Genomic DNA, 24,609 nt, shown 5'->3' on the forward strand with positions numbered 1-24,609 from the left:
GAGGGGGTATCAATTTTGACACACCCTCTTTCTGTATTCCTGAACAGGCGATACAGTAATGTTGCAAGGCTGTAGCAGTATTTTAGTGGGCAAGTAAACAAGTAGACAAGTAAACGAGTTGACATGTAAAAAGAGGATAATCTTAATAGTTTCATCATCAAAAACACCACACAAACAGCCCTACTCTACCTCGTCAACGAGAACTTGATGCTCACTCCAAAATCTTGTGTGGTCGTGGGATAACTATTGGCCGAGAGCAAAGGAGTATTGCTTTGGCGATCGTAATAGAATGTCATGGACAACATTCTAGATAGGGTGTAATCGGCAGCAAGGGAGAGTTTGAACGCATTGTTGCCACTGCTGGCCATAGAAGTCATGTTGGCAATGTCGCGACTAATGGATGCTTGCCGACGAAAACTGACGTCGAGACGAACATTCAAGTCGTGGTTGACACCGCTCTTCGAGCGACCTACACTACTATTCCCATTTGTTTGAGTTGCATTTTGCTTGTTGGTATTCGACAGATTACCTTTAGCTTTGGCCTTTATTTTACGATAGTTACGTCCTCCAAACTGGTCGATATTATTCAATTTATAAGCCAATCCCAGTACCCAATCGCGACTGATGGCCTCATTGAGTTGTACGCTTGTCATACTCAACGATAGCACTCGCGTGGTACGATACTCCAGTTTAGCCGTGAGGTCGTTGTTGAAAGTCATATCAATACCCAGCAACGGCGAGAAGCTCTCGTTGATACCGACCGTCGAAACATTGTACATGCTACTTGGAACAGGATTTCCGGTCTGTGTATTGGTAATAAAACCAAGCCCGTTCATGTATTCCATAAAAGTGCTAAAACTACTATAGGCACCCACGGCATAGATGCTCCGATAGGCATGGTTAAGGTTAACGCTCTTGAAAATATCGCGGAACCAAGGCAGTTTACTAAGCCCCGTGTAGCGCATAGTCCAATTAGGAAGCAGTCGGGTGATAGATGGGAAGATGCTGAGCGAGTTTCCTCCCATGCTCGTATAAGTGGAGAGGAAAGCAGGAATCATCACATCGGCACTATATTTGTCCACCGCTCCATTAGCAGCATCAAATGTCCCACCCGCCAGTCTACTACCACTGGGATACACAGCATGGGCATATTGGGCTTCCACACGGTCACGAAAACCATCGAGCGAACGGCAGAATTTCTCAAAACTCTTGCTATAAAAGCCATTGTTGGCATTACCCATATTCTCAAAAGCCGTGCCGATGGAGATAGTAGACATCGTGAACGTACCACTCTGCGTAGTGGGTCGCCCTTCATACATATATTGTATGCTACGCGCGGTGGTCTGATTACGACTGGCCGTAAGCTCAATATTCATATTGCGGAAAGGCATCAGTGACATATGTATCCGCAAATCCTCGGTCTGATTGGTGGCTGCCGGTGTGGCTATAGAGTCGTTGATGAGCAGCCAGTCGCGGTCGAGTGCTTTGTCAATAAACGAGTCATCGGTGAGTCCGAAAGCAAATCCGAGTCCCGGAGCCAGTGCATTGGTGCCACGACTTTGTCCGAAAGCATCACCCACATTAGGCATGAAACCGGGCAGAGACATGGAGTATTGGTTGCGATAGTTAACCATTACGTTTCGTACCATCATCATGACACGCGCCACACTCTGCGCTGTTCGATACCATTTCTGATTCTCCAATGGAGCTTTTGGTGTCACGGTTATCTTGAGTTTTAATGCCGAATCCACCTTATTCATAATACGGATACGGTTGTCGTCGAGCCGTTTGAAATGCAATTTATACTGTTTACCATCGGCAGTGCGGGCATTGACTACGAGCCGTTTAGACTTTTTGCTATGTGTAATATCCAATATGGTATCGGGCAAAAGGGTGATTTCTTGCTCAAAACTTTTCTTGTTGAGTGGTAAAGCCTGCCTCTGCTTGTCCACTTCCTTGTTTGTATTCTGATGCTTAATGACCTTTGGACGCCGGCGAGAAGATGTATTGGCCATCGCTTCACGGTTGAAACGTTCGTTCGTCGCTTTCAAAAATGGGATATGATTGTATAACTTCTCCATGTTGAACGTGGTGTTGATACTCAACTCCCGATTGTTGACAACGGTATTACCCAGCGATGCTCCATTCTCAAGATTGGTACCACGAACCCAGTTATAGGTAGCATTATAGGTGCTATTACCTGTAATCCAATCGAGAACCGGAATGAGATAGAGCGGCAACTGATACGATAGGCTGAACGATTGGTTGTAATTAAGTGGCGAACCTAAGTGCTTGATACTGGTCCATACAGAATCTTTCCACGCACTATATTGGTCGGGATAAAGGTCTTTATTGATTGGAGCGTAAGGCTGTTCAATCTCTGCATGGGTGGCACTTTGGAAATTCATGTGCAGATTTCGTGTAAAATCCCACCTAAGAGTGAACTCGCGATTCCACAAGAAAGCCGAACTAAAAGTCACAGGAAGCTTTGCCCCCCCCACAGTATCCATATCTCGCTCTTGCAATTCATAGTAATTGCGAGTTAATTCGGTATTGAATGCTACATTCTGTGGCAGCCAATTAAGCCCGAAACGTTTGAGAATGTCAAGCCATTTTGATTTATTCTTCCACTTACTAAAAGGTTCCCACGCCCGATAAACAGGTATCCAATTGTAATTAAAAGCCCCTCGCCAATTGTCTTCATTCTCATATACAGTAGTCTCACCGGCCGAATGGCTGTGCGAATGACTATAAGAGAAAGAGAAATTGGCCGGATCGTAAGGCATAGGGTGGCGTTTAGTCTGGATTCCTATACGTACATTGGACAACGAGAAGTTGGTGTTGAGTCGTTTAGTCACGGCAATACGTTCTATCGAGTCGCGCTCTTGCTTATTGGCAACCGATGATAATGCGTCGTCCAACTTCATGTCCGTATCAAGTGGATTGTATCTAGGGCTGGATATTTCTTTCGATACCGAATAATAAAGTGGTGCAGAAACTTTGGCTTTCTCTGGGAAAAACTTACCTAGTTCCAAAGTTGTCGTGACGGAATAGGTTTTATACGTCTCTTGCGAGCGGGCTTGAACACCATCTTCCAAACCACCGAAGCCATCGCTAATATACTTGCCTTGCATATTAACCGTTCCCAAATCAGACAGTTGCATATTGAGGACTCCATTGGCAGCCCAACCACCTGAGTTGTTATAACCTTTGAGCCGAAGTTCGTTAACCCATACCTCTCCACTCTTGGGATTGTCTGATTTGTTACGCACACCAATCATCATAACCTTCACATTGCCCAATGTCGGATTACCCATGATGGTAACTTTATTCGACGGATTGGCCTCATCGTAGTCGCTAAAGGCCGATGTATAGGAGGCAGCACCAAGCCCACGCGACTTATTGCGCATCTTTTTCAACTTGGTAAAGAGACTTAACGGGATGTTAAGCATATTCTCTTCGGGCCACACCATGGTACGACTTGCTGTGGAATTATTGTCGTATCTCCCCGGAGCAGTAAGTTTTAAGGGTATCTCATATTCGTAGTAATTATTACGATAGTCTGAGCCTAAGCGCACAAACAAAGCCAACTGATTGTCGACGAGAGCCGTGGTGTTTTGCTCGAAAGCGTTGGCATGGGCAAACAACTGCATCGTCTTATATTGTCGCAAGTCTACCGATGTGTTCTTATACACAGCCTTCGACTGACCGGTAGACAATTTGTCTAACGTCATTGCCAATGCCTGCTCGTTATCCTCTACCAACTGTGGCTGCGTAGGGTCTTGTCCGCGCTGTATACGAGGAGGCAAAACGTAGTTCACCGGAGTCTTATCATTGTTCTCTTCGATGCTCACTGCGCCAACCGACATGGTTCCCGTACCCGACGAATTTCCCAATGATTGTGTATAGACACGCCACTCCCCACGCACCAAGTCGAGCGTTCCAAAGCGTAATACTATCGGATGTTTGAAGCCGGTGAGGAACATTCGCATGAATCGAATGCTGGAAAAGTCGGATATACTGCCCACTCTACGCTCGTATTCGTCGACAGGTATACGAAATTGATACCATGTTACGCGTTCCGAACTGCCGTTTCTGAGTTTCGGCTCTACCTCACGTTTGTCTACGATATAGTTGTGGCCGACTACCAAATCCGCCGGACGCATTGACACACGATACTGGAAATACTTCTCATACTCGTTGAGAGTATAGTCTTGATTGATGTCTTCTACATCGGGAGTGGTCTTGTATGATGTATTATAACTCTCTCTTTGATTCTCCGAATCGGGCGAGTTCCCCTGCGGATTGTTGATATATTTATAGCGTCGTAAGATGCTTGCCTGCATCTCATCGTAGTCTGTTCCACGAAAATAATGATAATCGTCGTTGGCAGGGTCGTTCCAAATAGAATCCCACACGGCAGGATTCACGTGTCCCTGAAGGGCAGTCAAGAAACTTTGATAAGTAGGAAATTGCTGTTCTTCGGTATCATTAAGGCCATTATAGCCCACATCTTGCAAGGCACGAGCACCCTTTGATGTGGCAAAAGCATAGGTTATATTCGAGGATGTGGGTATTTTTCCCCACTGTGTAGTGGTATAGTTGGCCGATCCATCGACCGGCATTCCGCTCTCATAAAACTTCCGGCCGTCGTGCAGAATGTCTTCGCTCACCTCTCCAAGATTGATGTAGAAGTCGCCACCATAGTCAGATGCATCGGCTTGCTTGTTGGTATAGATAAACGGATCCATCAACCAAAACTCAATATATTCGATATTTGCGGCATCAAAATCATTAGTATCAAGCTTTCGCATCATTCCTCCCCAGTGTTGAGCAGGGTTAGGTAGCTTACCATTCACATCTAGGCCGGGATTGAAATTATAAGGTCCGCGCTCATTAGGATAGTATGCTAGATTGAGGATATTGAGTATTGAGGTGGTTCCGGTGTAGCTGGTTACGTTGCGATTAGGGAAAAGTTCGGTCGTAGGAACTTCTCGAACATATTGATTACTCAATTGATCGAGGTCGCTCCTGATATGTCCCGGCGTATACGAACTGCTTCTTCGAGTGAACAAAGGATCTATATTATACCATGCCAACAAACTGCGATTGAACCCACTGGTCAACCCAGTCTTGTCGCTATGTTCGGGAAATAAGCTCGGAACACTGGATATAATCCACGATGTAGGAGTCGATACATCAATGGTACTCTTGGTATTTTCGAAGTCATCTAAATAAGAAGCATGGTCTTGTGTGCCCCCGGCTTGCCCAGCAATCAGCTGTGCAAACTCGGCCGTTAAGGATATATTGGAAGGTTGAGTGAGGTGCAACAGCGGTATCTTATTGAGCATATTGGTGAGCCATTGACTCTCTTTCTTCCAGTTCAAGTTGACACCCCACAAGGTATTATTGAGCGGTTCAGCTCCCATATTCACCTTCGTGGTGAGTGCTTGTTCGGATAAATGCTGTATTGTTCCGCTCAATTGAAAGTTCTTAGAGAAGTCATATTCCCAATTCATACCGAACATTGTCTTCCGCATCTGTGCGTAGTCGGTGTTACTTTCAAGTGAGACTTTGATATTCGTACCGGCATCCAAGATGCTTTGATTGAGGATGGTTACCTCACCAGCACTATAATCCACGCTGTAATCGGAGCCTTCTTTAAGTACCATTCCACCCGCTGTAACCACCACCGAACCTTGTGGAACGTTGAATGCTCCAAGTGATATGACATTGGCAGAAGTTCCTTTGAACTGTCCAACCAATTGGTACTTATCTTTCTCCGCAGTCTGTTTGGCTACGGTTTTGGTAGAATTATACAGTTCCGTAAAAGCATATTTAGCCGCTTCAGTAGCTGGTACACCCTTGCCAACAAGATAATCATACAGGTAAGAACCGAAGGGTTCGGTCACCGGGAAAAACACTCTACCACCGCTTACCGTATATCCATCCACGTAATCGAAGTATCCGTTGCTGTTGGGTTTGTTGTTGTTATCAAGCCTATCTGCCCCCAACAACTTGATAATAGGAGTGCCTTTAACCTGACTTTCCGGTATATAATTCAGGTAAACACCGGTGGTATCGCTTTGGTATTTGACGTCTAAACGGAACTTAGCCTTCTCTACATTCGAAGCCAAATAGTACACATTCTTCATCATCAAATCCCAGTTGCCTTGCTTGGGATGGTTACTTGTATTCTTCAAAGACTTCACAAACAGAGCTTTCCCGGTATCTGTTTGATCACCGGCGAACTCACCTACCTGATAAGTTACACCTCCATAAGTGTACTCAAAAGCCACGGCCACCACTTGATCGGTCTGTACCGAACTTCTCAATGAGACGTAACCGAGTGCCGTATTCAGCGTGTATTCACTTGAAGAGAGCAATCGGGCACTCTCCAACTTCTCATAGTCGGTACCTCCAATAAGTCCTGCACCATCAAGCACCGTTGATGTTTGGTTTATATCGCGGGCACTACTGTAGGCACCAACCATTTCTCCATACTCACTATTAGCCCCATTCGCCGGTACAATACCACTTGCTGTCCACCTCGAATTGGATATTTTCGTACATTCACCAAGATCGGTCAATGCCACGATATTACGCGTATTGGTTGTCGTTCCGGTCTTGTTCGTTACCCAAATCTCCACGCGATTTACCTGTACACCGGTCATCATATTGGGCAATGTTCGCATACCGGCATTGTAATGGTCCCGGAAATACTGAGAAAGGAAAAAATGACGATTCTCTTCATAGTCCGCTGCTCCTATCTCAAAGGGCTTCAATTGCACCCCTCCCTTACTCGAAACGCTGGTACTTGCTGTCTTCTTTTGCGATGCTACCAACTGCAATTTCAGTTTCCCAAATTGCATATCTGTGCGCAAACCAAATAGCGAACTGGCTCCACGTATCAACGAAGAGTTAGATGGAAACGACACATTACCACCCTCAACGAGTTTGATTATCTCGTCTTCTTTGCCGTCGTACTTCAGCTTCATGTTCTGTGCATCGAAGTCAAACGTGGCATCTGTATTATAGTTCAAGTCGAAGTTGACCTTGTCGCCCACCTTTCCATTGACGTTCAAGTTCACCTTTTCATCGAAATCCATGGTCGTTGTCTTCCGGTTTCGGATAGGAAGTGAGGGGTTATCCACATTCTTCAGCGTCCCACCAAACTTAAGTTCAGCCGTTCCCTGTGTACGAATGCGTACGCCCCCCGGCCCGAATATCTTCTCAGCCGGTCCTAAATCGAAGTGCATATCAGAGAAGTCAAACTTCTCTTTTCCTTTCGCTTGATAGATAGCATCGTTCTTAACACGATAATATTTATAGCGCATTTGCTTCTCACTCCATGCCCGATATTCCTCCGGAGTCATCATAATAGGAGCAGAGATATATGTTCCGCCCATCTTTTTACCTATTATATATAAGTTCAAAGAGTCATTGTACTCCACAGTTTGCCGCACATTATCGGGTGTTTTCAGGTCGAGTGCACTGCTATCAAGGTCGGAAATGGTAATGGGCATAGTACGCTGAATGCGCCAACGCGGATGAAGTAAGCTGTCCGGAACGGTATCTTCGTCCAATATCGGCTGCCCTATCACGTCTATCTTTTGCGCTTTTGGCGATTGCTTCTTGCTGCGTTTAGAATCATCTTGCATCATAGGCAACGACATAGCATAGCTGACCGCCGTAGCAGTCAGCATCCCTATGAACATCGTTTGCAGACGATTCGTTATTCTCACACGCTACTTATTTAATCCTTCGCAATGCTTCTTTCACCACAGCTTCGACGCTGAGCGATGGATCTTCGGTCAATATGGCTACGACAATCTTGGCTGTTGGTGCAGGCGAAAAGCCCAACATGGTAAGGGCACCCAGTGCTTCGTCTTTCACCGGAGAGTTGACCAGCGTCTCCTTAGCACTGGCTGAAACGTGGAATTCATTTGCTATTCCACTGGCAACAATCTTATCTTTCAAGTCGACGATGACACGTTGAGCCGTTTTCAACCCAATTCCTTTGACGTTCTTAATCATCTTATCATCGCCATTGGCAATGGCATTACACAACTCGGATGGCGACATTGATGACAACATCATGCGAGCTGTATTGGCTCCCACGCCCGAAACGGTAATCAACATACGGTAAAGTTCGCGCTCCTGCTTCGTTGCAAAGCCGAAGAAAGTGTAGCTATCATCTCGTCCGCCTGTCACCAACGACTCGTGGATATATAGTTTTACCTCTTTCTTCCCTTGTATTGCACTGTATGTAGTGAGCGAAATATTCATTGCATATCCTACTCCTCCGGCTTCCACAACAGCCTGTACGGGGGTTAAATCGGTCAATTCACCCTTAATATATTCTATCATAGACTATTTTATAATAATGATTCTCTTTTATAAAATATAACGAATAATAGAAATATTTTATTGTGATGAAGCTGTTGGATTTTAGTAGAAGCAATATGAGTTATAGTATAGACTACACGATACGAGCGCTTTTTTCTATTCTCTCTTGCAAATTTCTTCCACCTCGCTGGCTTATCTTATGCAACTCTAAAGCATCATCGGCAGACACTTCAAAACAATGATACGTTGGTGTAGACAAGTTCTCATCAAAAAAGATAATGATTTTATTTTCCTCAATATCTTTAAAATAGAGTTCTCTCAAACCTTTTTTAGCAGGCACTGCTCGCTTTAAGAATTCCTCTACTCGCTCTTTCGGATAATTCATTGCAGAGATCTTCACACCTTTTTTACCTATTTTCTCAACTTGGGTATGCTTTTCATAATCGGCATCCAATACTCTTGGGGGATTCCGTCTATCCACCAACCATTTATAGACATCTTCTTCCACAGCAGGTAACACCACTACATCAAGTTTCTCCCCCGACTCCTTCCTTGCATCTATATCTCTTATTTTAGAGTTTAAAGCGTCCAAATCTACCAATGCATCAAACTCCTTTTCACTAGAAGCTGCCCAAGAATTCAAAAGTCCACTTTCTATTTGAATGCCATTAATCGTCAACATTTCATTTTTCAACCCTGCATTTTGAATAGAATCTACGTCAGTCAATGTCGACAATAAATTCTCTAGCTGTGGCATTTCACAATTTTCTTCCACCTTAGAGAACAATGCCTGAAGATGCCTCTCATCATAATACGAGACCACATCTTCTTCTGTTATCATCCCTCTACTTCGATTTATGAGACTAAAAAGATTGATAATGTGTTCGCTGGTAACCTCTCCCAATACTCTAAGATAGGCCACATCCGCACCAGCACTCTCCTCCGTTGCTGCCGGAAATAATAGAAACAATCTGTTCATGGTATTTTACTCTACAGCCCATACAACACTTTTAGGTCAATACTCATTTGGTCAAAGAATCCTTTAGGAGCATCTTGAATACGACCACTGTGCCCTATATTCAATTTCACAGGACTTGCATTCAACTCTTCATCATGATCAAAATAATAAATAGCGAGTGCTTCTTTCGATAGATTATTTTGTTTTACATTCACCAATGCACCATTAATAATATGGTCGCTATGTGTTTCTATTAAGATTTGTACACCATGTTCAGCTGCCAGCGTAATCAATCTCATCAGTGCAGCTTGCCCAGATGGATGGATATGAGCTTCAGGATTCTCTATTAATATCAAGGCACCGGGCTTGGCAGACAGTATTGCCACTATAATCGGAAGCACAAAAGAGATTCCATATCCGGTATTCATTGCACGATGATATGTCGTTGAACGCCCCGGTCTTTCATATCCAAAGCTCAGTTCTATGCGCTTATCTTTCTGGTCTATCTTGAGTTGAATACCATTAGAAATCTCCTTCATCCATCCTTCAACTTGTGAATAAAGAGACAAGGAGACGGTATCTAGATGGCGCAGTTCACTAATAACAATATCTTCATTTCCAAACTTATTCAAGTAATATACCGCCAATTCACCAGCTCCCATATTCTTAGATACTTGCCGATGCCTATCTACCAAACTCGCATCAGAGTCATAAAAATCTTGTGGTCCCGATCTAAAAGCACTCAAATATTGAAAATTATCGTTGAACAATGAGATTTCTTTCAAATCCTCTATAGTAGGATTTTCACCATCAATCTCCAATTCCGAAGAGTCAACCAGAGGATAAACATAGCGAAAATTAAGCTCTTTATTTTCCGTATCAATACACAAACACAATTTATCTGGCTCTTCTTCTACATTTCGATTCAGCAGTTCCACACTTCCACCTAATTTAAATGAAATTCCATCTAAGAACAATCTATCCATCATTTGGTTGCGTGAGAAAGAGTCACGAAGCAACAACATCGACTGCATAACAGACGATTTACCCATTCCATTAATACCTGTCAAAATGTTCAAATTGCTAAACTCGAATATCGAATGGGCATGATTCTTAAAATTATTGATAGTATATCGCTGTATCATTTATCCGTATCGTTAAGTGTTTTTATTACTATAGAGGCTAAACATTCAAATCTCGTCTTCACCGAAACATATTGATTCGTACCGTTAGAGAGAGCTCTTAAAAACCTTTCATTGTAGAACAATTCTTCATAATGGCGTCGGAAAGTATCCTTTCGTTCTATCATCAAGTTAGCTTCTGCCTTAGTCAAGTTAGCCACAGCACACATTGTTGCCTCAAATAGAGTTATGGAAATCTTCTCTCGCCTATTGTCTCGTCTAGGATTACTGAACACCTGATTATCCAATAGCGCATGACAAAGAGTCAAAGAACGATAGAATACTGCTTCCAATTCCACAAAGACCTTCTCATCATCTACCCCATTCAGTGTCTCCAATGCATTACCAATATAAATATCCATAGTAGTGTCATTGGCCATTTTTGAACCTTTCCGAAGTTGCCTTATGTTCTGATATGCTTCATAGCCTTGCAAATAGAAGGCTATAAATCGGGCTACAAAATCAAAATGCAACAACCTTTTTTCCGACACACCATTGAGCGTTGCTTCCTTAAAACATTCGCTTTGCGCCAACTTCTTAACCAAGTCCATCGACTTGCCATGAAAGAGGGCATTCCTTATCTCAGCTGGTTGAAGTGGCGTTCCTTTTGAGTTGATACGCTGAAAGATGGTATATTTCGCTTCTTGTAGGCTGTCCCCCATAATAATATTTAGGGTTACTGTACGCATTACCATCTCTACTTGATCGTAAAAGCTGAAATCTTCAAACATCAAACCCTCATGTGTATCTGCCAACAACTCAAGCCCTTCCAACTTCATTTTTTTCTCTACCATGAAGTCTCTAAGCGAGCATAGTCTCTGCAAACCATCGATGACAACCCATCTTTTAGCTTTCTCATCCTTATAAAAATAAAAACTCGGCAATGGAATTCCAAGAATAATAGACTCTATCAAACAACTTTTTTCTTTCTTGTTCCATAAATCTGCATGGCGCTGAAAGTCCGGTTGTAAGTCTATAAAATCATTCTTCAACATTTCACAGAGAGCTGAAACAGTTGTATTCCTCACTTCTATCTTCAATGTAGAAGGGTCAAAAGGCTTAGAAATTGGTACCGGAAAGAGAGTTGCCATAGCTTATATTGTTTGTTGCAAAAATAAGATTTTTATACGACTTCAACAAGTTTTATACTAATTATGATACAGAATCAACTATCTAATTTTCTCAATATTAGCTTACGGTTTTACGATCAGGCATCCATTTTGTCCCAACGACACATTCTATTAAGAATCTATCCCCCTCTTGACCTAAATTCATTTTTTCATTATTTAATGCAAAAAATATAGTCAAAAAAGTTTGATTTGGTTGGAAAAGTGTATTTTTGCAACGTACAACAATAAAAGTTTGAACAAATAGTAAATATCAGGATTATGAAGAAAATTAGAGCAGCCGTTGTCGGTTTTGGCAACATTGGTCATTACACAGTGCAGGCTTTAGAAGCTGCACCCGACTTTGAAATCGCAGGAATCGTGCGTCGTAACGGAGCACAAGACAAACCACTAGAACTTACCAACTACGAAGTAGTAGACGATATAACCAAACTCAAAGATGTAGATGTAGCTATCTTGGCCACTCCTACACGCTCTTGTCCGGAATATGCTGCCCGCATTGTAGCTCTTGGCATCAATACAGTAGACAGCTTCGACATCCATACCTCCATCTTGGAATACCGCAAACAGCAAACCGAGAATTGTGTCAAGGCAGGCAAAGTGAGTGTCATCGCAGCCGGATGGGATCCGGGATCCGATTCTATCGTGCGTGTCCTCATGCAGAGCCTTGCTCCCAAGGGACTCACCTATACCAACTTTGGCCCCGGCATGTCAATGGGACACTCTGTTTGTGCACGCGGTAAGAAGGGTGTAAAAAATGCACTTTCTGTCACCATTCCATTGGGCGAAGGCATTCATCGCCGCATGGTCTACATCGAACTGGAAGAGGATGCAAAGTTAGAAGATGTAACTGCTGAAATCAAAGCAGACCCCTACTTCGCTCATGATGAGACCCACGTGTTCGCAGTAGCATCGGTAGACGATGTTCGCGACATGGGTCATGGTGTTAATCTCGTTCGTAAGGGCGTAAGCGGACAGACTCCCAACCAGCGTCTTGAGTTCAATATGAGCATCAACAACCCTGCTCTTACGGCACAGGTATTGGTCAATGTGGCTCGTGCATCGTTCCGCTTGCAACCCGGATGCTACACCATGCCCGAAATCCCCGTCATCGATATGCTTCCGGGCACACGTGAGGAGATTGTCGCAACATTGGTATAAGAGATTCAAGTCATATCACATGGTGACTTCCACCATGTGATTTCCTTCCATAAGTGGTACTACAGTGCCACTTATTTTTTTACCGTCAACCGTGATTTGGCGCACACCTTTAGCACGTCCATCAGGGTTTTTCACCGTTATCTGATACATACCATTGCGGAATTTACGACTTACCGTATACTCTCTAGCTGTAGATGGCAGACATGGGTCAATGAGCAGACCATCGTAATCGGGCTTGATACCAAGAATAAACTCCGATACCGTATACCACATCCAAGCCGCCGTACCCGTGAGCCAAGAGTTTTTTCCCTCACCGGGACGCGCTGCATCCTTACCCGCAACCATCTGACAATTCACGTAGGGCTCTACTTTGTGCAACAGGCTGTAACGCTCTTCCACATAAGAAGGCAGTATCTTGGTATAGTGGTTCCACGCATCGTCACCGCGACCGGCTACCGTTTCGCCTATAATCACCCACGGATTGTTGTGACAGAAGATGCCTGCATTCTCCTTATAACCCTCCGGATAAGAACTTATCTCGCCATATTCCACATGATAAGTGGTGAAGGCAGGATTGTTCAACACGATACCAAACTCGGTATCCATACGTTCTTTCACACTGTCCAGTGCCTTGTCCACGAGTCCGTCTTCCTGTCCGATACCCGCCATCGTGCACCATCCTTGCGACTCAATGAATATCTTGCCTTCCTCATTTTCATCACTACCTATCTTATTTCCATAGAAGTCGTAAGCTCGTAAGAACCATTCGCCATCCCAACCATGATGCTTTACAGCCTCCACCATATCGGCCACATGCTTCAAAGCACGCTCGGCCTCATCGTCCTTACCGATACGTCGGCACAGTTCAGCATAGTCTCGACCGGTCACAACGAACAGTCCGGCTATCATCAGCGACTCTGCCTTCGAGCCTTCTGTCTTGTTCTCGGTGGTTTGGAAACTCTCGTTGGGATCCCAACTGAAGCAGTTCAGATTCAGACAGTCGTTCCAGTCGGCACGCCCGATAAGCGGTAATCCGTGCGGACCGAGATTTTCTACCACGTGGTTGAAACTCACACGCAGGTGTTCCAGTAGCGTAACCTCCGTACCCACTTGGTTATCAAATGGCACCATCTCATCAAGAATAGAAAAGTCGCCCGTTTCTTTGATATAAGCCACCGTACCGAATATCAGCCAACAGGGGTCATCGTTGAATCCTCCACCAATATCATTATTGCCGCGTTTAGACAGCGGTTGGTATTGATGATAGCATCCACCATCGGCAAACTGCGTGGAAGCGATGTCGATAATACGCTCACGGGCACGCTCAGGTATCAGATGTACGAAACCTATCAAGTCTTGGTTGGAATCGCGAAATCCCATACCGCGCCCGATACCACTCTCAAAGAAGCTCGCCGAACGCGACATGTTAAATGTCACCATACACTGGTATTGATTCCAAATGTTGACCATACGGTCGAGTTTATCGTTTCCGGTATGCGATACAAACACCGATAACAGACGCTCCCAATAGTTCTTGAGTTCTGTAAAAGCGGCATCCACCTTGTCCACAGTGTCGAAGCGGGCTATCAAGTCGTGTGCTTTCTGCTTATTGATTACTTGTGGAGCCAAGAACTTATCAGCTTGTTCGTTCTCCACATACCCCAAAAGGAAGACAAAGTCGCGACTCTCTCCGGGCTGCAACTCCACCTCTATATAATGCGAAGCTATCGGACTCCAGCCATGAGCGAAGCTGTTGCGTGCCTTTCCCTCAGTCACGGCTTCAGGCTCGTCAAACCCATTATAGAGCCCTACAAACGTCTCCCGGTCGGTATCATACCCATCTATAGGCGCATTCACATGATAGAAAGCATAGTGGTTGCGACGCTCGCGGTACTCCGTCTTATGATAAAGTGTGCTTCCTTCCACCTCTACTTCGCCTGTAGAGAAGTTACGCTGGAAGTTTTCCATGTCGGTAGCAGCATTCCACAAACACCACTCTGCCAGCGAGAAGAGCTTCAGTCGACGCGTCTCTGTAGAATGGTTGGTCAGCGAAAGTTTCTGCACCTCACCCCAAGTATGCAGCGGAACAAAGAAAAGCACGCTGGCCTCAATATCGTTTTTACGCCCCATAATACGCGTATAGCTCATACCGTGGCGGCATTCATAGAAGTCGAGAGATGTCTTACAAGGCTTCCATCCGGGATTCCACACCGTATCTCCATCTTTCAAATAGAAATAGCGACCGCCCGCATCCATCGGTACACCATTGTAACGATAACGCGTTAAGCGACGGAACTTAGCATCTTTGTAGAAGCTGTAGCCCCCGGCTGTATTGGAAATAAGCGAAAAGAAATCTTCATTGCCAAGATAGTTGATCCACGGCCACGGTGTCTTTGGGTCGGTAATGACATACTCTCGGTTGGCATCATCAAAGTGCCCATACTTCTTATTCTCCATGTCTGAAATGTTTGATTTGTAATAATGTAGATTTGTTTGCTGTCGGTAAGAGTTTCAGGCCGATTCACTCATCTGCCATTATCATTGTCTACTCTTTCGATTCTTATATGTGCAAAGATACGGAATAAATAGAATACTAAACCTATCGGGCAATAAAAATATGTTCAGAAAAAAGCATAAAAAAAGAGAGAACACTTTCTCACGAAACCATTCCCCCTACAAAACAGTAATTAACTCAAAATTTATAATCTATCTGGACATAACTATAATTCTATTCCATTGTAAAAAAGAGTGGACTCAACCAACTCTTAAAGTTTTACACAGGCAAAGTTACGAAATCAATTTCAAACTTCATAATTTTCTCCAATGAATTTTCTATTTTTTGCAAAGATTTGTGTTTTATTCCTGTTTTATGCAACAAAAGATACTAATTTACAACTTTAGAAGCTACGACAATTACTATCCGAATATCTAATTCCGATTTTATAGACAAATTATAAGTAAAGAAAATATCTAAAATAACCTAAAAATACCAACATTAGGGTATTGATCATGTACTTAAAAATCATTAATTTTGCAGTGTTCATATATTTAAGTAGAAAATCAAGTGTTTTTCCGACAGGGCACTGCAAAGCCCTTGCAACGATGCTGCTAAGTCCGGTCAGCAACGCTGCCTAGACTAGACAGCAAACTTGCGAAACCATTGCAGCAAACAGAGACTATACTGCTTCCACCACCATATATATAATAAGGTCTTAAAAAATAGGCATCATTAGATTATGAAACCAAAAAGAATAAATTTCATTTGGGTCACGCTCGTAGTGGCGTTGACCGTATTTTCTCCGGCTATAGCCCAGACTTCGGACGGTTCTTTCACCATTAAAGGTACTGTCACCGATGACAATGGTAAGCCCATCGACGTAGCCTACATCTCGTTCAACAATGCCATTACGGCCATGAGCAACGAGAAAGGAGAGTTCCAACTGCGCAATGTCAAGGCAGGTGAGTTCGAATATACGGCTTCTTGCATCGGGTTTGAGACTGCTAAAGGTCGCTTCAAGGTATCCACGGGCAGCGAACGACTGGTCATTAAGCTCCACGAACAAGCGTTGACATTGAAAGAAGTCACCGTAACGGCACGCCAATCGGCCATTGGTTCAAAGTCGGAAATCGGGCAAGACGCCATCCGTCACATCCAACCCAAGAGCGTTTCAGATATCTTACAACTCTTACCGGGCAACATAACAACCAATCCTACCCTCAACAGTTTGGCACAAGCCAATCTTAGAGAGATTGGTAGTGACCACAACAATGCGCTGGGTACAAGCGTCATTCTCGATGGCTCCCCCCTCAGCAACGACGGTAACCTGCAGGCATTGTCGCCCACAAGAAACGGAAATAGTTCGTCGTCGAATGCCGACGACATGCGCAATCAGACCACAGCCGGCAAAGGTAGCGACCTAAGAACCATCGGTGTAGACAATATCGCATCGGTAGAAGTGATTCGAGGCATCCCCTCTGTGGAATATGGCAACTTGACTTCGGGTGTCGTTATTGTCAAGACCAAAGCCGGACACACTCCGCTCGAAGTAAAATTCAAAGCCGATCCCTATTCTAAGTTGGCTTACGTGGGCAAGGGATTCAACTTCAGTCATGGTGGCGCATTGAACCTTGGACTCGATTGGTCACAATCTTATTCCGACACACGTCGCCACTATATGGGCTACGACCGACTCACCCTATCGCTGGGATATTCGAATGTATTCAACGCAAAAGGAGCCCATCCGATCACATTCAATCTCCGCAGCTCGCTTTACTCGAACGTGAACAATCGCAAGACCGACCCACAGATGTCGGAATTGGAGCTGAACTACAAGAACAAGAACACCGGTGGACGCCTCTCGATAAACGGAAACATACGCATGAACAATTGGCTTACGGCCATCAACTACGACTTCTCGGCTCAGATTTCACGCACTGTGGATACGCATCACAACTGGATTGCAACCCCAGACGGCGTCGTTACCGACAACATGAAGACCGGAATAGCTCCGGCTCAATTCCTCACCAAGGCTTATTTCAGCGATTATAAGATAGAAGGGGTGCCCATTAACATCTTCGCTCAAGTCAAGGCCAACAAGTATATCCAGCTGAACGATCTAGACTATACCAATATCAAAGCTGGTGTAGACTATCGTTTCGACGACAATGCAGGCAAAGGTTTAACGTTCAACATGAACAATCCGCCGAAATCGAGTAGCTCTCAAACCTTGCGTCCACGCTCATTTAGCTCTATCCCGGCACTCAACAATCTCTCCGCTTTCATCGAAGACAACACACGAGTAAGCATCGGTAAGACATGGTTAAACCTCGTTGCGGGTGTCCGTGTGAGCAATATGTTCTTGAACAAAAGCAAGAGTGGACGTAGCAATATATTCGTTGCCGAGCCACGTATCAATGCAGAATACAACCTATTAGACAAGCACAACAACAGTCTCTTCGACCAATTGAGCATCAGCGGTGGCTTCGGTATCTCCAACAAGATGCCTACCCTGCTCTACCTCTATCCCGATAATGCCTACTTCGACAACGTGAGTTTGAGTTACATCGGAGAACAATCTTCACTGGCACTCATCCAGACTCAAGCCATCACCAACACACAAAACCCAAACATCAAGCCCACCAACAACCGCAAATGGGAGGTAGGCGTGAACTTCAAGATCGGTCGTGTGAAAGGCTATGTAAATTATTTCAACGAGAGCAACCGCCACGAATATGGTTTCTCATCAGTATTCCTTGGTATGCAGTATCCTCGTTTCAACGTACCACATGGTGCAGCCGATTTGGCTTTCGACGGTTCACAACTGTCTTATACGCTCAATGGCAAGAAGCAGACTGCTACCTCTACCATCGCCACACAGAATGCACTGTGGTCGATGCCCGACAATACATCGCGCAGTAACAAGCACGGTATCGAGTATTCTTTGGATCTTGGCGTGTTCAAACCATTGCGTACATCACTCAATATCGATGGTGCATGGTTCCACATCAAGCGTATCAACGAGAAAAACTACCTGAACTACATCAGTTCTACATACGATTATGTGCCCATGATGCCAGCCGGATACGGTACCATCAGCGACCGTGTGAACACTAATTTCCGCTTCATCACCCACATACCTGCCGTAAAGATGATATTTACCACGACGGTACAGGTGGTTTGGTATGAGAATACACGTGCCGTATACGAGACCCCCGACGGCAGTAGCAAGTACACATTGTCGGCCGACGGTAAGACTTACGAAGTGCAACCGTTAGGCTTCTATAGCAACAACGGTAGCTATACGGAGTGGAAACCGGACTATGCTAAGGACAATAAGTACAGTCTGATGGTTGACCAATACAAACTTTACGCTTTCAACAGCGACCATGTGAACCCTTGGGTCATGCTCAACTTCCGCTTCACCAAGGAACTTGGAAAGATATGCGAGCTATCGTTCACCGCTAATAACTTCTTGAATACATCAAGATGGCACGTGAATCGAAATACGTTGGCGAAGTCGCAAATCTATCCCGACAACTATTTCGGAGCCGAAGTGAAATTCAAATTCTAAACGAAACAAAAGATATAAGATGAAAAAGATAATCAATCTACTGCTCTTCACAGCCGCAATATTCATGGTATCATGCGGAGACGAAGCAAGCATACCGCAATATTACAACCTGAAGATAGCCTTGAATCCGGAGGAAGCCTTAGTCGGCAGCAAACTATCAAAGTTGAAGTTGGTGGCCACCAACGACAATGGAACATCACAAGAGTTTACTCTTTCGGGCGATACTACTATCAATTTGTTGCAAGGACAGTACACTTTAGTACTGTCGGGAAAAGTGACAGATGAGGCCGCTGCCTATGTTTCAGGTAATACAGAGACTATCCTCTTCGCCAATACTACATCAACTATCAACCTATCAAAGATTATAAAGTCACCCATTATCTTCAAGTCTATCTACACAACAGGCGGACAGCAGGGTTATATCTTAGACCAATACTTTGAGATAGTAAACAACTCTGACGAGGTACAATATCTAGATGGCCTGATATTATCTGCTCCTGCCGGTGGACAAACAAAAGAGAATGCATGGCAAGCCAATGGTTATCCCGACCTCTACGCATGTGGACAAGGACTGGTAATAGCCTTTCCCGGCTCTGGAAAAGAACATCCATTGCAACCGGGACAAAGCATTGTGCTGGCCAACGACCCTATCAATCATTCTACGGGAGCCAAGGAAGGCAACCACTGCCCTGATCTTTCGAAAGCAGATTGGGAAATTTATATTGACAAAGCCAAAGGAGAGATAGATTATCCAACTCCTAATGTGAAGGTAATATTTACAAACAACACTAGAATTAGAGCCTTTGGTATAGGAGTCAATGGGCGTTCCTACCTCATAGCTAAGTGTCCCAACGGCATGACTCCGGAGCAGTTTGCAGCCGATCCCAAGAACATCATGACTATGCCGGGAACTCTTTCAAAGACTCAATATCTCATGATTCCAAGCAAATATGTGCTGGATGCCGTAGACATATGGAATAATAAGAGAACCAATAATTATGGTACTTTCTTGCCAAAAGACGATGCACAAGGTATCTTGGCAAGCACTGCGAATGCCGGAAAGTGTATCCGTCGCAAGGTAACGAAGATTGTCGACGGGCGTGCTTACTACCAAGATACCAACAATTCGGCCAATGATTTCTTGAACAATCAGGAACTTACGCCGGGTCAGACTCCCACTTCAGTAGATCAATAATGAATAAACAGAACACTAAGATGTTAAGAATGACACACCATTATATAATAGGTAAGCGAGTGGCGCTGCTGATTTTGGCTGCCATCAGCACCGGTACCGTCCTTGCACAGAGCAAGATGGACAAAACCAACGAGCATTTCTTCTACAAGGAATACAATTATATCGACAACCTATATCAAGGCATGTCTACACCTGTAGGGTTAGCTTACAACCGCGTAGGCACCGTAACCGACGCTTCGGTATTCGGACATTTCGAGCGCGGAGCATTCCACCAAGTCGATGCCGGAAGCAAAAATAACAGCTTGAATGCATCGCTCTACGGTCTACAACGATTCAAGAAACTCAGTCTGGAAGGCCAAATTGGCTATGTAAACTGCAAAGACTACAACCGTAAATGGAACTCTACGCTCTTCTTGACTCGCTCCAATCCATTCGTAATTGGCGACTCTATCGCCAGTGATGTAACCACCGAACTGTTCAATATGTCTGTAGGAGCAGCCTATGAATGGAATCCTCTCTTCGTTGGAGCCATTAAGTTGGCCTACAAAGTAGGCAGCAGTGCCGACCAAACCGACCCTCGTCCGAAGGTCAACTCGTCTCGATTTGTTATCAATCCGGGCGTAGAGCTTAGATTGGGAAGCGCACATCGACTTGGCTTCTCGGCCACATTGGCTCTCTTTAGTTCCGAACTGACCCACACAGTCATCAATAGTTACACCAATTACATGTACTTCTTGATGAAAGGTTCAGGCGATTATATCACGCGAACCAACAGCGATTTGGCCGGATATCCGCGCAACTACAGCGGTAATACGTTGAAAGGAGCTCTTCAATGGGTGTATGCACCAGCATCATCGAGCCTCTCCAATATCTTTGAAGTGGAACTATCGTCCATTAATGAAAATGCGGAAGACGGCGGAGCAGCCTACACTTTCAAGGCTGGAGACTACGATAAGCGCGGTATAAGCATTGCCGATAGATTGCGTTTGGCATCATCCGACCGCTTCGTACATAATATTACGGCTAACTTCAGCTACTATAAAGGCAAGGGATATTGGTACGACCAACGCAAAAAGACCGATACCGAACATGGTAACATCAGCTATTACGAGATATTAAACGAGTCGAAAGTGCACGACGCTTCGTACTATGAAGGCGGTGCGAGCTACCGATTCGACATGCTCAAGAATGGACTTCCAGACTTTACCGTGAAAGTTTCGACCGGCATCAACGGCATGCGTATCAAACAATATCAAGCCAAGATGGCCGAACAGAAGTACACTACAGGCACCATCGACCTTGAAATTGGCAAGTATTGGATGCTAGGCAGCTGTCGCATGCAGGGCATATTAGATGGCTATACCAGCTTCGGCATTGGTGATAAGCAGGCCGATTTCATTCAAGCATCGACTCGTGAATCATACGCTGCCCCCTATTTCGAATACTTATCAGCCAAGAGTTCAGGTTTCAAAGCACACTTATCAGCCGATTTCCCGGTAAAACTTTATGGGACAAATACATGGTTTGGGCTCTTTGCCAACGTTGCTTGCAAATTCTACAACGAAGAATCCGTCTACTCAAAGATGTTCGATTCGAGGTCTAGGACAGCCATCAACGCCGGCGTAAGTCTCAAATTCTAGTTATTAAACAATCATATTATACAAGAGTTATGAAGAAAATTTTAGCAATGATAAGCCTCTGCCTGCTGTCAACCATGCAGGCATTGGCAGGTCGCGGCTTCGCTATCGTCGTAGATAAAAAGAGCTATAACGAGGCGAAAAACGAAATTCAAGCCTATGCCAAGGCCATCGAAGACATGCAACACCTGCACGTCTACACCGTCATCGATCGTTGGGGAGTGCCCGATTCCATTCGTACAGAACTGCAACGCCTACATGCTTTGCGCCAAAATCCTATCGAAGGAGCTGTCTTTATAGGCGATATTCCGATAGCAATGATACGCGATGCACAGCATTTCACGAGTGCTTTTAAGATGAACCAAAAGGCCAATCGCAAGCAATCGTCTATCCCTTCAGACCGCTATTACGATGATTTCAACCTGAAATTCAAGCCACTTGGACACGACAACGATGCTCCATACTACTATTATTCGCTCACTGCGGAGTCGCCACAAATACTAAATCCGACGCTATATAGTGGCCGTATCCGCCCAACAGACGTTGGTGGGATGTCTAGATACGTCAAGTTGCGCAACTATCTGACCAAGGTTGTGCGCGAAAAGCGTGCTGCCGGCAGCCTCAACAAGATGTTCTATTTTGAAGGACATGGCTATATCTCGCAGTCATTTGTTGCCCGTGTCGACGAGAAAGAAGGACTTTACGAACACTTCCCATGGTTGAAACGCCAACCAAATGGCATCAGTTACCTCAGTCATTTGCAATACCGCAACGTCAAATTCAAACTGATGAACGAACTTATGCGCCAAGATCTCGACTTCGCGATACTCCATCACCACGGCGCATGGAACACAGAGTATCTCAACGGAATCCCTTCACCGAACAATGTGAACGAGGCTAAGACCTTCATTCAGCAATTCTTCCGCAGCAAGACACGCGATGCCAAGGACAGAGGACAGAATGCCGACAGCGTGATGGCAGCTTTCGAGAAGCGTCTGGATATTCCTCATACGTGGTTAGAGAATACTTTCGACCCGAAGATTGTGGCCAAAGATTCACTCGACAACGACTTGCTCGACCTGCATACTACCGACTTTGCCAAATACAACTACACTCCGAATTGTCGCGTTATCATGATTGATGCCTGCTTCAACGGCTCGTTCCATCGCGAAGATTGCATTGCCGACGAGTATATTTTCAGCCCCGGACGTACCGTAGCTGTCATTGCCAACACCGTCAACGTGCTGCAAAACAAATGGAGCGACCGCTATATGGGCTTATTAGGGCTTGGTGCCAGCGTAGGCGAATTGGCTCGTTTCTCTTATTATATGGAGTCGCACGTCATCGGCGATCCGACTTTTACGTTCATACCATCGCAAAAATCGGCCGACATCTCAGCTCTATTAGCTGGTAATAACGATGCTGTGTGGCACAAACTGCTCAAGACCGATGCCCATGCCGATGTGAAATGTATAGCCATAGACCGCTTAAACAGAGATAATAAGATGACTTCTGCCGAGCTATTAGCCATCTTCCGTAACTCGGACGAGGCTCTCGTACGCCTCCAAGCACTCTATTCTCTGGCCGAACACGACGATGCCAACTTCATCGAAGCATTGAAATTGGCTGCCAACGACAGCTATGAATTAGTACAACGCACAGCACTTCACCTGATTGGAGAGAGCGGAAACGATGCTTTAATCCCCGCTATTATCGCCACAAACATGACCAACAGCCTATCCGAGCGTTGCCGTTTCAACGCGATGAATGCTCTCACCCTCTTCCCCAAAGACAAACTGTTGGCCGAATTCCAACGCCAGTTCAACGCCCCATCTCTTCGTTTAATCGACAAAGAGAAGACTGGTAAGCGATATGAGAAACTCATTGTAGCAGCCACAGAGAAGTGGAGCGAGTATGTAGACATGGCTGTTTCATCTAGCACAACCGCCAAAAAACGTCTCAGCGCCATACGCGGATTGCGTAACTACTGTCCTCACCATCGTATCCCGGAGATACTCAACTACCTCCGCACACAGGCTCAACCCGATGCTCAAGTGGCTTTGCTCGAAATGCTGGGATGGCACACGCTGTCTTATCAAGTGCCTGCCATAGCCAAGTGTGCCGACGAGATGAGCCGCGACAACAGTTTCAAACCCGAAGTAAGAAATGAGGCTTTGAAGACTGTCAACCGCTTGAAACACATCAATAAATAATGATTATATTCCGTATATGACACAAGATTTATATGTAGCAGGCGGTTGTTTTTGGGGAGCCGAACACTTCTTTAAACAGATAGAAGGTGTCATCGACACCGAAGTTGGATTTGCCAATGGCGACAAGACCATCGTCAACCCATCGTACAAAGAGGTATATACCGACTCAACAGGCTACGCCGAAGCCGTGCACATCGTCTATAATCCTGAAGTAGTAAGTCTCGAATTCCTCACGCTGATGTTCTTTGCGGCCATCGATCCGGTCAGCGTAAACCAACAAGGACACGACGTCGGCACACGTTATCGTACCGGAATCTACTACACCAAGGCCGAAGAACTACCGGTGATACGTAAGGTCTACGACGACATCCAAGCCAAATACGACGAACCGCTTGCCGTAGAAGTGGAGCCACTACAGATGTTTTATAAGGCAGAGGAATACCATCAAGATTACCTAGACAAAAATCCGCAAGGCTATTGTCACCTGCCTATCGAACTATTCGAGTTTGCCCGACAGGCCAAGATGAAACGATAAAGATAGATAAAAGCAAAAAGACATGTTATGAGTCCATTCATAACATGTCTTTTTTTGATACCTACAATGCCGCAAACAAGCACCCCAAATAGGGTGTCACAAACGCCGATACCACCAAAGCAAGCAGTATCAAGAGACCGGTATACTCTATACGCGAGTTCGGGATAAGAAAAGCTTTAGAA

General features: G+C 44.9%; 12 protein-coding genes. 6 read left to right on the top strand and 6 right to left on the bottom strand.

Annotated elements, in window-relative coordinates; genetic code table 11:
- Nucleotides 1-185: 185 nt before the first annotated feature.
- From sprA to HMPREF3034_RS07060, 5 genes are all read right to left on the bottom strand, one after another.
- The gene (gene sprA / locus HMPREF3034_RS07040) at nt 186-7,718 is read right to left on the bottom strand and encodes a T9SS outer membrane translocon Sov/SprA (RefSeq protein ID WP_062434332.1); all 7,533 of its coding nucleotides are present in this window, start codon (nt 7,716-7,718) and stop codon (nt 186-188) included.
- A 34-nt stretch (nt 7,719-7,752) separates the two neighbouring features.
- Nucleotides 7,753-8,370: a Holliday junction branch migration protein RuvA gene (gene ruvA / locus HMPREF3034_RS07045; protein WP_036897415.1), complete on the bottom strand. Its 618-nt coding sequence runs from the start codon at nt 8,368-8,370 to the stop codon at nt 7,753-7,755.
- A gap of 112 nt (nt 8,371-8,482) precedes the next feature.
- Nucleotides 8,483-9,328 carry a hypothetical protein gene (locus tag HMPREF3034_RS07050; protein WP_062434335.1) on the bottom strand — a complete coding sequence of 282 codons (846 nt, stop codon included), beginning with the start codon at nt 9,326-9,328 and terminating at the stop codon, nt 8,483-8,485.
- Nucleotides 9,329-9,339: 11 nt separating this feature from the next.
- A complete protein-coding gene (locus tag HMPREF3034_RS07055) occupies nt 9,340-10,452 on the bottom strand; it encodes a DUF3696 domain-containing protein (protein ID WP_036897411.1) in 1,113 nt (370 codons plus the stop codon).
- On the bottom strand, nt 10,449-11,579 hold the full coding sequence (locus HMPREF3034_RS07060) for a DUF262 domain-containing protein (RefSeq protein WP_052052852.1): 1,131 nt from the start codon (nt 11,577-11,579) through the stop codon (nt 10,449-10,451). Before HMPREF3034_RS07060 ends, HMPREF3034_RS07055 begins: the two co-directional genes overlap by 4 nt.
- A 297-nt stretch (nt 11,580-11,876) precedes the next feature.
- Here HMPREF3034_RS07060 and HMPREF3034_RS07065 point away from each other — a divergent pair, with 297 nt between their 5' ends.
- Nucleotides 11,877-12,776 (top strand): diaminopimelate dehydrogenase, encoded by a 900-nt coding sequence (locus HMPREF3034_RS07065; protein ID WP_036897408.1) that lies wholly within the window; start codon nt 11,877-11,879, stop codon nt 12,774-12,776.
- Nucleotides 12,777-12,791: 15 nt separating this feature from the next.
- Here the strand turns inward: HMPREF3034_RS07065 and HMPREF3034_RS07070 are convergent, their stop codons facing one another.
- Entirely contained in the window at nt 12,792-15,233 is a 2,442-nt protein-coding gene (locus HMPREF3034_RS07070; protein WP_062434337.1) for a glycoside hydrolase family 94 protein, read from the bottom strand.
- 779 nt (nt 15,234-16,012) lie between these two features.
- Here HMPREF3034_RS07070 and HMPREF3034_RS07075 point away from each other — a divergent pair.
- Genes HMPREF3034_RS07075 through msrA form a run of 5 tightly spaced genes read left to right on the top strand, consistent with a single transcriptional unit; the run spans nt 16,013 to nt 24,427 of the window.
- Nucleotides 16,013-18,847, top strand: coding sequence for a TonB-dependent receptor (locus HMPREF3034_RS07075; RefSeq protein ID WP_062434339.1), 2,835 nt, complete (start codon nt 16,013-16,015; stop codon nt 18,845-18,847).
- A 19-nt stretch (nt 18,848-18,866) separates the two neighbouring features.
- Nucleotides 18,867-20,042: a DUF4876 domain-containing protein gene (locus tag HMPREF3034_RS07080; protein WP_062434342.1), complete on the top strand. Its 1,176-nt coding sequence runs from the start codon at nt 18,867-18,869 to the stop codon at nt 20,040-20,042.
- Nucleotides 20,042-21,682, top strand: coding sequence for a DUF6850 family outer membrane beta-barrel protein (locus HMPREF3034_RS07085; protein WP_062434345.1), 1,641 nt, complete (start codon nt 20,042-20,044; stop codon nt 21,680-21,682). The genes HMPREF3034_RS07080 and HMPREF3034_RS07085 overlap by 1 nt, the downstream gene beginning before the upstream one ends.
- Nucleotides 21,683-21,711: 29 nt before the next feature.
- Nucleotides 21,712-23,892 (top strand): HEAT repeat domain-containing protein, encoded by a 2,181-nt coding sequence (locus tag HMPREF3034_RS07090; protein WP_062434348.1) that lies wholly within the window; start codon nt 21,712-21,714, stop codon nt 23,890-23,892.
- 16 nt (nt 23,893-23,908) lie between these two features.
- Nucleotides 23,909-24,427 (top strand): peptide-methionine (S)-S-oxide reductase MsrA, encoded by a 519-nt coding sequence (gene msrA / locus HMPREF3034_RS07095; RefSeq protein WP_036897394.1) that lies wholly within the window; start codon nt 23,909-23,911, stop codon nt 24,425-24,427.
- The last annotated feature ends 182 nt before the right edge of the window (nt 24,428-24,609 follow it).

Source organism: Prevotella sp. DNF00663, assembly GCF_001553265.1.
Classification (GTDB): Bacteria; Bacteroidota; Bacteroidia; order Bacteroidales; family Bacteroidaceae; genus Prevotella.